The sequence below is a fragment of the Streptosporangium amethystogenes subsp. fukuiense genome, from assembly GCF_042665875.1.
In the GTDB taxonomy this organism is placed as follows: Bacteria; Actinomycetota; Actinomycetes; order Streptosporangiales; family Streptosporangiaceae; genus Streptosporangium; species Streptosporangium fukuiense.
This window is the reverse complement of the sequence record NZ_JBHTEE010000001.1, coordinates 9,297,005-9,307,985: the sequence shown is the minus strand read 5'-3', so window position 1 is coordinate 9,307,985 and position 10,981 is coordinate 9,297,005. Positions and strand designations below refer to the sequence as shown.

Below are 10,981 nucleotides of genomic sequence, written 5' to 3'. Positions count from 1 at the left end.
CAGGTCGGAGTACTCGCGGAGGTCGTCTCCGCGAGTCACTGGGGGGTGGCATGGTGAAGGAGCTGGAAACGCTGGGCCAGGTCGAGTTGCCCGCGGAGGTCACCTCCGTGCCCAAGGCGCGGCGCTACGTCCGTGAGTTGCTGGAGGGCTCGGCGCACGCCCAGACCGACGACGCGCTCCTGCTGGTCAGCGAACTCGTCACCAACGCCGTGTGCCACTCCGACTCCGGACGCGTCCCCGGCGGACGGGTCATCGTGGCCGTCGCCCGCCACAATGGAACGCTGCACTGCGACGTGATCGACGCCGGTTCGGCCAGGCGCATCCCCTGGCTCCGTACCGAGGTCGACTTCGACAGCGGCGGGGGACGGGGCCTGTGGCTGGTCCAGAAACTGGCCACGGCCTGGGGTTGGCACGAGACCACCACCGGCCGTGTGGTCTGGTTCCAACTGGGAGGAGCATGAACACCACACCGCCGGCCTCCCCGCCGCTCCGCTGGAAAGGGAGGCCGGCGTCTCCTCAATCCGGCCGCCCACCACCTCGGCGGCCTGGGGGCCGGTAGCCCCCATGCGGACAGGTCGGCCACGCGCGGCCGTCCCTTCTCACACTCGGCCCGTCGTCAGGCGAACAACCCGCCGCCTCACGCATACCGCGTGGACAGGGATACCGCGGTGGCCCGGCCCTCTCACCGTCCGTAGAACATCACAATGCGAAAATCAGCAGCTGAAGGCGGCGAACTTGGCGTCGAACGAGTAGTGATAGTACTTCCGCTTTGAGATTTCGGTTACGCCGCTGAACGGGCGGTTGCACTGAACGATGACATCCTTGGCCTCGGCGAGGAGGTCATCTCCGGAAGTGTCGTCTTCCCACACCTGGACCGTCACCTTCTCACCCGGCGAAAACTTGATGGGGTAACGCGATGGGAATTCGACTATCCGGCCCTCTTCGTCCTCGTTGACGTCGACCGTGCCATTGGTCGGGGCGAAGCGCTGACTTACTCCATTACGCACGACATTGATGAATACTTCGTCACCGTTGCTAAAGGTCCCCTCCTCGTCAATGTCGTGAGCGTAGACGGTGATGCCGAGTTCGGTTTCGACGAGGGCGGGGGCGGCGGCGACAGGAGCGGCGCCGGCCGGGGCGGCGGTGGCAAGGGCCAGCACCCCAAGGAGGCCTAGCATCGACAGAACAGTACTGGGCTTGGAACGCGCGAGCATGGTTTCCTCTTTTATTCGGTTGATTTATCCCATCGATCGCGGCCAAAGCTTCCGCAGCCTCCTTGGAGGAGGCTTGCAGATAGCTTGGATTCCGCCCGGTGGACGCCTGACCTCCACAAAACCCTGTTTCCCGAAAGCCGGCCGGCGAACACCATCTGGCAGCGTTCACTCAGGTCCGGGTCGGCGGCGGCGTGCAGCACGTACCGGGGACCTGTCCATGTTCACCGTACGGCCGGCGTCCACCGGTCGCTCGTAGTACGCGGCCATGCCGTCGCGTATCGCCTCGCGCCCCGCCAGGAGGCCCGGAAAGGCGCAGCCGGCCGGAACGAGCGGCGCCTCGAAAACGCCGTCCGCGGTGAACATCTCGGCCGGCGCGACGGCGTTCCCGGTCATCCCGGCCCAGACATAACGCTCGAAGATCTCCTGTGGGGTCGAGGACACGGCGAACTCCTTCACCCGGGGAGCGCGAAAGGCTACAACACGTTCCCTGAATCGGTCTCGCACCGAGGCCTCAGAAGACGCCGTCCACGTCGGACGAGCCACCGCAGCCTTCCGCTTTTCCTGGAAATTGCCCGAACAAACGGATTCGCAGGGAAATTTGCGTCAAATATACCTACTTCAAGAATGAGAAAGCAGACAATCAGCTCCCCGACTCCAAAGGGTTCGCCTTATATCGTGCCTGGTGCCCATGGCCGCAAAGTGATCCGACTCGCGGCCGTTCAGAGGAGGAACCCATGTACGGAAAGCGACAGTTGATGGTGCTCGGCCCGGCGCTTCTCGCGGCCCTGGCCCTTGGACCGGTCCCGTTCTCACACGCCTCGGCCGCGCCGGACCCCGCGGTACCGGCGGCGAGCACCCTGCCTGCCAGGGTGACGGAGCCGACCCCGCCGGCCAGGGACCCGAGAGGCGGATACTGGAACGGCTATCGAGACGGCTACCGGGCCGCCGGACAGGACTGCTCAAGGCCAAGGGCGAAATCGGGAGAATTGCCCGGCCTGGCACTGAGAATAAGTGACTACGACAGGGGCTGGCTGGACGGCTACGACGACGGCCACGACCGATTCTGCCGGTAACCAGGAACCAAAAAACTCCCCCCAACCGGCACCGAGGCGATCGCGGCCACTTTCAAATGTCAGCCATATCTCTTAATCATTTCGGCGATCCGGCCTGCCGCGGGGCCTCTCGTGTTCGACCGGCCGAGGTCCCCGCGACGTGGAACGGCACCGGTGGCCGCACGGTACGTCCGTCATCGCCCGGCCCGCGCCGGCCGGTCGCACACCCCCGATGCCCGCCGATGACCGGGAACGCCCGAGGCGGTCACCCGGCGAGAAAGCCCCAGGGGATCATGAGCCCAGGTGAAAGGGCCGCACTCCGCCTACCGGCAGGCGGAGATCCCGGTAAAGGTTTCCAGCCCGGTAGCGCAAAGTATTGACGCGATAACCACATAAAAGCATAATTCCCCTCATTCATGCACAAACTTCCACAGAAGTGGGCAACCGTGCTGCCCGCTGAGCGGCACGCGCGCATCGGGGAGGCACTGCGGATCTCCCGCGTCGTCAGCACCGACGACCTCGCGCACGAGCTCGGCGTATCGGCGGAGACGATCCGCCGTGACTTCGTGGCGCTTGAGCGCCAGGGGAGGCTGTCGCGCGTGCACGGGGGCGCGACCATCGCGCTCGGGCAGGCCGCCGGCGAGGAGGCTCCCTTCGCCGAACGCACCGGGACCGCCGCAGACGCCAAGACGCGTATCGGCCGTGCCGCCGCCGGGCTGGTGCACCCCGGCCAGACCGTGGTGATCGACGTGGGAACCACCGCCGTCCAGGTCGCCCGTGCCCTGCCGCTCGACTTCACCGGGACCGTGGCCACCTGTTCCCTGCTGGTCGCGGCGGAACTCTCCGAGCGGCCCGGCATCGAGGTCCTCGTCTGCGGGGGCAGGCTGCGCGGCGGAGACCTCGCGCTCTCGAACTCGGTGGCCCAGGCGTTCTTCGCGGACCTGAACCCGGACGTCGCGTTCCTCGGGTCGGGCGGCGTCGACGCCGCGACCGGCCTGACCGACTACTACCTGGACGAGATCGCGGTCCGGAAGATCATCCTCAGGAACGCGACGCGTTCGTACGTACTCGCCGACTCGAGCAGGTTCGGCCTGGTCGCCCGGCACCGAGTCGCCGAGCTGGGCGAGCTCGGCGGTCTCATCACCGAGGCGGAACCACCCTCCGGCATCCAGGACGCGATCACCCGCGGGAACGGGGTGATCGTGCTCTCTTGAACGTTCCCGACCGTCGAAGGAGCCGGGCGGCGCGGCAACGCCACCCGGCTCGGACTACCACGCCGATGCACCGTCTGACAGGAAACACAGGAGTTGTAGGTCCATGACCCAGTATTCACCACCCGCGCCGGGCAATCAGGAGAGCGGCGCAAGTGTCGAGGAATTCGGCTACAAGCAGGCGATGAAGCGCGGCACCGGGCGTTTCGCCTCGTTCGCCGTGGCATTCGCCTTCGTCTCGATCGCCACCGGCATTTTCACCACCTACGGCTCGGTGCTGAACACCTCGGGCCCCGCGGGCATCTGGACCTGGCCACTCGTGATCGTCGGCCAGCTCGCCGTCGCCTTCATCTTCGGCTCGCTGGCCGCCCGTATCCCGGTGACCGGCTACTCCTACCAGTGGATGTCCCGGCTGGCCAACCCCGTGCTCGGCTGGATCATCGGCTGGGTCTCGTTCTCGTTCCTCGGTGTCGTGGTCGTGGCGGTGGACTACACCATCGCCTCCACCGTGATGCCCGTGCTGCTGAGCTACGAGGGCACCGCGCTGAACGCCTGGGTGATCACCGGTGTGGTCATCCTGTGCCAGGCGCTGCTGGTCGGGCTCTCCACGAAGTGGGCCGAGCGGGTCAACAACTTCGCCGTGACGGCGGAGCTGATCGGCATGATCGCCCTCGTCCTGTTGCTGCTGATCGTGGGATTCGTCGCCAAGGAGGTCAACTTCGCCAACCTGTTCAGCACCGGCGCCATCCCGTCCGAGGGCTACCTCAGCATGGGCACGCTCACCTCGGCCGGCCCGTGGATGCTGGGCTTCCTGCTCGGCGCGTTCACCATCGTCGGTTTCGAGTCGGCGGCCAACCTCGCCGAGGAGACCAAGGACCCGGCCCGGGTCGTCCCCCGCGCCATGTGGCAGGCGGTCCTCGCCTCCGGTGTGCTCGGCTTCCTGTTCCTCGTCGCCGTCACCCTGCTCGCCGGCGACCCGGTCGAGCTGGCCAAGTCGGGAACCCCGGTCGCGGACGTGATCAGCCGGTCGCTCGGCCCCGTGGTGGGTACGGCGCTGCTCGTGCTGGTGGTCATCGCGATCTTCGCCTGCGGCATGGTGATCCTGATGACCGGCGTGCGGCTGGTCTGGGCGATGTCCCGCGACCAGCGCTTCCCCGGCTGGCAGGGCCTGCACAAGGTCTCCCCGCGCTTCGGCACCCCGCTGAACGCCACCCTCTTCATGTTCGTCATCGGCGAGCTGATCCTGGCGGTCTTCTCCACCCGGACCGACGCCCTCTTCGGCCTGTTCGCCGCCGCCACCCTGCTGCCGGCGATCATCTACACCGGCACCGTCGTCCTGTACGTGGTCAAGCGGAAGTCGCTGCCGCCGAGCAAGGGGTTCGCCCTGGGCCGCTGGGAGATCCCGGTGATCATCGTCGCGCTGATCTGGCTGGTGTTCGAGCTGCTGCTCTTCCGTGACTCCTCGTTCGTGGAGTCGTGGGTCTACGTGCTCCTCATGCTCGCCCTCGGCGCCGTGTACTTCGCCTACCTGCTGCTCACCAGGGGCGCCAAGGGCCTGGTGATGCCGGACATGCACTCCATCGACGCGGAGCTGACCGCCGACGCCTCGGGTACGGCCAAGGGCAGGCACGCGGAGGGGACCCACCGACGGTGACCACCGTACTGGCGATAGATCAGGGAACATCCGGCACCAAGGCGATCGTCGTCGACGCCCGCGGTGAGGTGCTCGGCCTCGTCGAGCTCCCGGTCCGCCCCACCTACCTGCCCGGCGGCGGGGTCGAGCAGAACCCCCGGGAGCTGCTCGACTCGGTGCGGGGCGCCGGCCGAGCGGCCGTCGCGCGGGCCGGGGTTCGGATCGACGCCGTCACACTGGCGAACCAGGGCGAGACCGTCCTGGCGTGGGACCCCGCCACGGGGGAACCGCTCTCGGCCGCCATCGTGTGGCAGGACCGCCGCTCGGAGAGCATCTGCGCGGAGCTGGAGGAGTTCAAGGACCGGATCGCCGCGACCACCGGGCTGATCCTGGACCCGTACTTCTCCGCCCCGAAGATGGCCTGGCTACGCCGGAACGTGACCGGGGAGGGGGTGGTCACCACCTCCGACTCCTGGATCATCCACCACCTGACCGGGGAGTTCGTCACGGACGTCGCCACGGCCGGCCGGTCGCTGGTCACCCGGCTCGACGACGGCGACTGGGACCCGGAGCTGCTGGAGCTGTTCGGGCTCGGCACCGAGCGCCTGCCGCGCATCGTCTCCTGTGACGAGGTGGTCGGCCACACCTCCGCGTTCGGCGGGAACGTCCCCGTCGGCGGACTCGTGGTCGACCAGCAGGCCGCCCTGCTGGCCGAGAACTGCCTGAACCCGGGCGAGGCGAAGTGCACCTTCGGCACCGGCGCGTTCCTGCTGGCCAACACCGGCACCTCCACCGCGCGCTCCACCGCCGGGCTGGCCGCCTCGGTCGCCTGGCGGGTCCGGGGGGAGACCTCGTACTGCTTCGACGGCCAGGTCTACACGGCCGCCTCCGCCGTACGGTGGATCCAGGATCTCGGCTTCATCCGCGGTGCCGCGGACCTAGACGTGGTCGCGGCGGCGGATGCCGAGGGGGTGCTGTGCGTGCCGGCGTTGGCCGGCCTGGCGGCCCCCTGGTGGCGTCCCGACGCCAAGGCCTCGTTCTCCGGGCTGACCCTCTCCACCGGTTCCGGGCACCTCGTGCTCGCCGTGCTGCAGGGGATCGCGGCACAGGTCGCCGAGCTCGGCGACCTCGTCGCCGCCGACCTCGGGCAGCCGCTGACCCGGCTGCGGGTGGACGGCGGGCTCACCCGCAGCAGGGTCCTCATGCAGGCGGTCGCCGACCTGATGCGGATCCGGATCGACGTCTACCCCTCCCAGCACGCCACCCCGATGGGGGCGGTGGCGCTGGCCCGCGCCTCGCTCGACCCGTCGCTCTCCCTCGCGGACGCGGTCGACCCGTGGGAGCCCAGCACGACCTACGAACCCCGATGGTCCGCTGATCAGGCGGCCGACTTCCGCTCCCGCTGGGCGGAGGCGGTCGGCGCCACCCTGGCGCGGGAGGGAACACGATGAACACCACGTTCGACGTGGCGGTGATCGGTGCCGGCATCGTCGGCTCGGCCATCGCCAGGAAGCTGGCCGGCCACGAGCTGAGCGTCGCGCTGCTCGACGCGCGCGACGACGTCGGTGACGGCACGAGCAAGGCGAACACCGCCATCCTGCACACCGGTTTCGACGCCAAGCCCGGCACCCTCGAATCCCGGCTGGTCGGTGAGGGTTACCACCTGCTGTCGGAGTACGCCGAGCTGACCGGCATCCCGGTCGAGCACACCGGGGCACTGCTGGTGGCCTGGACCGCCGAGGAACTGGACGCGCTGCCGGGCCTGCGCGAGAAGGCGGAGCAGAACGGGTACCACAGGACGGAGATCGTCGGCCCCGAGGAGGTGTACCGGCAACTTCCCCACCTCGGGGAAGGCGCCCTGGGCGGCCTGACCGTTCCCGACGAGTCGATCATCTGCACCTGGACCACCAACCTCGCCCTGGCCACGGACGCGGTCAACCGGGGGGTGACGCTGCTGCTGAACCGGGCGGTCACCTCGGTCGAGGACCTCGGCGACCGCACGGTGCTGCGCGCCTCCGGCGGGGACGTGCACGCCCGCTGGGTGGTCAACGCGGCCGGGCTCGGCGCCGACGTCGTCGACCGGCTGTTCGGCCACGACCGTTTCACGGTCACGCCGCGCCGCGGCGAGCTGCTGGTCTACGACAAGCTCGCCCGCCCGATGGTCAACAAGATCATTCTGCCGGTGCCCAGCTCGCGGGGCAAGGGCGTGCTGATCAGCCCCACCGTCTACGGCAACGTGCTGCTCGGTCCCACCGCCGAGGACCTCGTCGACCGCACCGACACCGGGACATCGGAGAAGGGATTCGAGTTCCTGCTGGGCAAGGGCGAGAAGCTGATGCCCGACCTGCTGCTTGAGGAGGTCACCGCGACCTACGCGGGCCTGCGCGCGGCGAGCGACCATCCCGACTACCTCATCGAGGCCGACGCCGGGCGGCGCTACGTGCTGGTCGGCGGGATCCGCTCGACCGGCCTGACCGCCAGCATCGCCATCGCCGAGCACGTCGCCGGCCTGGCCCGCGACGCCGGGCTGGCGCTCGTACCACGGGAGAGGCTGCCGGAGCCGCCCCGCATGCCCAACCTCGGCGAGGCGTTCACCCGCCCGTACCAGGACGCCGCCCGGATCGCCGCCGACCCCGCCTACGGCAAGGTGGTCTGCTTCTGCGAGCGGGTCACCGCCGGTGAGGTCCGTGACACCTTCCGGTCGCCGATCCCGCCGGCCACCCTGGAGGGACTGCGCCGCCGCACCCGGGCGATGAACGGGCGCTGCCAGGGGTTCTTCTGCGGCGCCGAGGTCAAGAAGCTGCTGGAGGAGCGACGATGACACCGACGACATCGGAGACGTCGACCGGCGACGTCACCGTCCTCACCCCGGCCGTCGTCATCGTCGGCGCCGGCCCCTCAGGGCTGAGCGCCGCCCGTGAACTCGCGCCGAGGATCAACGGTGACGTCCTCGTCCTCGACCGGGAGAGCACGGCCGGGGGCATCCCCCGGCACAGCGACCATCCCGGCTACGGGATCAGGGACATGCGGCGCTTCATGAGCGGTCCTGCCTACGCCAGGAGGCTCGTCCGGCAGGCCGAGGCCGCCGGTGCGAAGATCCTGACGAACGCCACCGTGACGAACTGGGCCGGTGACCGGACGATCGAGGCCACCACCCCGCGGGGCCGCGTCCGGGTCGAGGCGCGGGCCGTGATCCTGGCGACCGGTGCCCGGGAACGCCCACGACCGGCCCGGCTCATTCCCGGAGACCGCGCCCACGGCGTCTACACCACCGGGCACCTGCAGAATCTCGTCCACCTGCAGCACGGGAAGGTCGGGAAGAGAGCCGTCGTCGTCGGCGCCGAGCTGGTCAGCTGGTCGGCCGCGCTGACCCTGCGCGAGGCCGGTTGCCGGACCGTCCTGATGACCACCGAGCATCCCCGGCCGGACTCCTACTCCCTGTTCAGCGTCCCCGGCCGGATCCTCTTCCGTACCAGGGTCGCCACCCGCACCCGGGTGACGAAGGTCATCGGCCGGCCGGAACTGCGGGCCGTCGAGATCGAGGACCTCGACACCGGCAAAAGGCGGGTCGTCGAGTGCGACACGCTCGTCCTCACCGGTGACTGGATCCCCGACCACGAGCTGGTACGCGCGGCGGGAATCACCATGGACCCCGGCACGAACGGCCCGCTGGTCGACAACGCGCTGCGTACCGACACCCCGGGCGTGTTCGCCGTGGGCAACCTGCTCCACCCGGTCGACACCGCGGACATCGCGGCGATCGACGGCGCCCACGTCGTGCGCGCCGTCATCGCCTGGTTGCGCGGCGGCAGCCCCCCGGCCGAGCAGGTGCGTCTCATCGCCGACGCGCCCTTCCGCTGGGTGGCGCCGGAGATCTTCCGCCCGAAGGATCCGGCCCCGGCCCGCCGCCGCCTGCTGCTGTGGAGCGACCGCTACATCCCGTTCCCCCGGATCGTTCTCCGACAGGAGGGGAGGGTCATCGCCCGGAAGCGGCTGTGGTGGCCGGCGGCTCCCGGCCGGGTGTTCCGCATCCCGACGAGCGTCCTCACCGCGGTCAGGCCGGACGCCGGTCCGGTGCACATCGGCGTGGAGACCTGACGCATCCCCGGTGAGCGGCCCTCGACCAGACCGGTCGGGGGCCGCTCGTATGTGCGGGGTGAGGGGACAGGCTTTTCCGCAGGGGTTTTGACCCTCAGCCCCCTCCCCAACCCGCAAAACCGAACAGCGCTCAACCACCCACTCACCCTCCACCCCGCACCGCGCCACAGACATCAACGGCCCTCGTCCACCACCCGCGACACCGAGCCACCGCACCGGACGGTGCGGATCGGTTCGGCCGTGTCGGCATAGATCGGCGTCCTGTCCGCGTCCTTGCTTGGTGACATGGCGAGGAGGACGGGTGGATCCAGGATTTGAGGCGGGCTTCCGGGAGTTCGTCATCGATCGGTCGGGGGCGCTGTTCCGTACCGCGTACCTGCTGACCGGTGACCGGCACGCCGCCGAGGACCTGGTGCAGTCGGCACTGGCGAAGACGGCGGCGAAGTGGCGCTCTCTTCGCGACCCGGCGGCCATCGAGGGGTACGTCCGCCGCGTCATGTACCACGAGCAGGTGAGCTGGTGGCGACGCCGTTCCCGCGTCGCGGAGGTGTCCACCGAGTGGCTGCCCGATCAGGCCGACGAGGGGCACGCCGAGAGCGTGGACCTGCGCCTGGTGATGCGCACGGCTCTCGCCCGGCTGACGCCCCGGCAGCGGACCATGCTCGTACTGCGCTACTTCGAGGACCTGTCCGAGACCGAGATCGCGCGACTGCTCGGTGTCAGGGTGGGGTCGGTGCGCAGCCAGATCTACCGGTCGTTGGAGCGCCTGAGGAAGGCCGCCCCCGAACTGAGCACCGTAAGGGAGTTGCGATGAACATCGAGGATCTGGTGCGCGAGACCCTCTCCGACATGGCCGGCCAGGAGCAACCGCCGCCACCCAGCCGATTCCTCCGGGCCGCCGGGGGCCGGCCCCGCCGCCGTGGCCTCGCCCTGGCGGCGGCCGCGGCCGTCACCGTACTGGCGCTCGGGTCCACGCTCGTGGTCGGGGGGCTGTCCTCCCGGGTGGCGGAGGCCCCCATCGGGCAGGGCACCGGCGAGGTGGTCGCGAAGAGCGTCACCGTGAAAGAGGGGCTGCGGCTCTCGCAGATCCTGGAGCGGCTGTCGACCGCCACCGGCAGGCCGGTGGCGGAGTTCAGGCGGGCCGCCGCCGACGGCGGGGCGCTCGGCCTTCCGGGCTACGCCAAGGGTGCGCTGGAAGGGTTCGCCTTCCCCGGGACCTATCAGGTCTCGCCCGCGTCGAGCCCGCAGGAGATCCTCGCCGCGATGGTGGCGCGCTTCGCCCGCGCCGCCGAGGACGCCAGGCTGGTGGAGGGGGCCAGGCGTGTCGGCCGTACGCCACTGGAGATCCTGACCATCGCCAGCATCGTCCAGGCCGAGGCGGCCGACAGGCGGGACATGCCCAAGATCGCGCGGGTCATCCACAACCGGCTCGATCACACCCCCGAGATGAGGCTGCAACTGGACAGCACAGTCCTGTACGGCCTGAACAAGTTCAGCGTCGGCGCCTCGACCAAGGATCTCCGGAGCACGTCGCGGTACAACACCTACGCGCGCCCCGGCCTGCCGCCCGGCCCCATCGGCAGCCCGGGCGCCGATGCCGTCGAGGCCGCGCTGAGGCCGGCGGCCGGCCCCTGGCTGTTCTTCGTGGTGACCGACCCGGAGCGGGGCGTCACCGAGTTCGCGGCCTCCGAGCAGGAGTTCTTCAAGCTGGTCAAGGAACGCGAGAAGCACGGGTCCGGGTGATCGATCCCGGCCAGCGTCCGGCGACGAGTG

General features: G+C 69.6%; 11 protein-coding genes. 9 read left to right on the top strand and 2 right to left on the bottom strand.

The annotated features are described in order from the left end of the window. The first annotated feature begins 50 nt into the window (after positions 1–50). Positions 51–461: an ATP-binding protein gene (locus ACFQVD_RS41345; RefSeq protein ID WP_386368818.1), complete on the top strand. Its 411-nt coding sequence runs from the start codon at positions 51–53 to the stop codon at positions 459–461. A gap of 252 nt (positions 462–713) precedes the next feature. Here the strand turns inward: ACFQVD_RS41345 and ACFQVD_RS41340 are convergent, their stop codons facing one another. Beyond that, on the bottom strand, positions 714–1,214 hold the full coding sequence (locus ACFQVD_RS41340) for a hypothetical protein (RefSeq protein WP_343962867.1): 501 nt from the start codon (positions 1,212–1,214) through the stop codon (positions 714–716). 165 nt (positions 1,215–1,379) lie between these two features. Next, positions 1,380–1,655, bottom strand: a complete 276-nt coding sequence (locus ACFQVD_RS41335; protein ID WP_343962869.1) for a hypothetical protein — start codon at positions 1,653–1,655, stop codon at positions 1,380–1,382. Between the two features lie 293 nt (positions 1,656–1,948). On the opposite strand from ACFQVD_RS41335, the gene ACFQVD_RS41330 reads away from it, so the two are divergent. From ACFQVD_RS41330 to mltG, 8 genes are all read left to right on the top strand, one after another. Continuing rightward, on the top strand, positions 1,949–2,287 hold the full coding sequence (locus tag ACFQVD_RS41330; RefSeq protein ID WP_343962871.1) for a hypothetical protein: 339 nt from the start codon (positions 1,949–1,951) through the stop codon (positions 2,285–2,287). 395 nt (positions 2,288–2,682) lie between these two features. Beyond that, complete coding sequence (locus ACFQVD_RS41325) at positions 2,683–3,480, top strand: DeoR/GlpR family DNA-binding transcription regulator (RefSeq protein ID WP_343962873.1); 798 nt, start codon at positions 2,683–2,685, stop codon at positions 3,478–3,480. Between the two features lie 103 nt (positions 3,481–3,583). After that, positions 3,584–5,131: an amino acid permease gene (locus ACFQVD_RS41320; RefSeq protein ID WP_343962876.1), complete on the top strand. Its 1,548-nt coding sequence runs from the start codon at positions 3,584–3,586 to the stop codon at positions 5,129–5,131. After that, positions 5,128–6,561, top strand: a complete 1,434-nt coding sequence (locus tag ACFQVD_RS41315) for an FGGY family carbohydrate kinase (protein WP_343962878.1) — start codon at positions 5,128–5,130, stop codon at positions 6,559–6,561. Before ACFQVD_RS41320 ends, ACFQVD_RS41315 begins: the two co-directional genes overlap by 4 nt. Beyond that, a complete protein-coding gene (locus ACFQVD_RS41310) occupies positions 6,558–7,931 on the top strand; it encodes an NAD(P)/FAD-dependent oxidoreductase (protein ID WP_343962880.1) in 1,374 nt (457 codons plus the stop codon). The genes ACFQVD_RS41315 and ACFQVD_RS41310 overlap by 4 nt, the downstream gene beginning before the upstream one ends. Further along, complete coding sequence (locus ACFQVD_RS41305) at positions 7,928–9,208, top strand: NAD(P)/FAD-dependent oxidoreductase (protein WP_343962882.1); 1,281 nt, start codon at positions 7,928–7,930, stop codon at positions 9,206–9,208. Before ACFQVD_RS41310 ends, ACFQVD_RS41305 begins: the two co-directional genes overlap by 4 nt. 301 nt (positions 9,209–9,509) lie before the next feature. Then, the gene (locus ACFQVD_RS41300) at positions 9,510–10,022 is read left to right on the top strand and encodes a SigE family RNA polymerase sigma factor (RefSeq protein ID WP_343962885.1); all 513 of its coding nucleotides are present in this window, start codon (positions 9,510–9,512) and stop codon (positions 10,020–10,022) included. Next, positions 10,019–10,951, top strand: coding sequence for an endolytic transglycosylase MltG (gene mltG / locus ACFQVD_RS41295; RefSeq protein ID WP_343962887.1), 933 nt, complete (start codon positions 10,019–10,021; stop codon positions 10,949–10,951). Before ACFQVD_RS41300 ends, mltG begins: the two co-directional genes overlap by 4 nt. The last annotated feature ends 30 nt before the right edge of the window (positions 10,952–10,981 follow it).

Excerpts from the sequence above, each read along its gene's own strand:
- ACFQVD_RS41340 (WP_343962867.1), bottom strand. The coding sequence starts at position 1,214 with ATGCTCGCGCGTTCCAAGCCCAGTACTGTTCTGTCGATGCTAGGCCTC.
- mltG (WP_343962887.1), top strand. The coding sequence starts at position 10,019 with ATGAACATCGAGGATCTGGTGCGCGAGACCCTCTCCGACATGGCCGGC.
- ACFQVD_RS41320 (WP_343962876.1), top strand. The coding sequence starts at position 3,584 with ATGACCCAGTATTCACCACCCGCGCCGGGCAATCAGGAGAGCGGCGCA.
- ACFQVD_RS41310 (WP_343962880.1), top strand. The coding sequence starts at position 6,558 with ATGAACACCACGTTCGACGTGGCGGTGATCGGTGCCGGCATCGTCGGC.
- ACFQVD_RS41305 (WP_343962882.1), top strand. The coding sequence starts at position 7,928 with ATGACACCGACGACATCGGAGACGTCGACCGGCGACGTCACCGTCCTC.
- ACFQVD_RS41325 (WP_343962873.1), top strand. The coding sequence starts at position 2,683 with ATGCACAAACTTCCACAGAAGTGGGCAACCGTGCTGCCCGCTGAGCGG.
- ACFQVD_RS41345 (WP_386368818.1), top strand. The coding sequence starts at position 51 with ATGGTGAAGGAGCTGGAAACGCTGGGCCAGGTCGAGTTGCCCGCGGAG.
- ACFQVD_RS41330 (WP_343962871.1), top strand. The coding sequence starts at position 1,949 with ATGTACGGAAAGCGACAGTTGATGGTGCTCGGCCCGGCGCTTCTCGCG.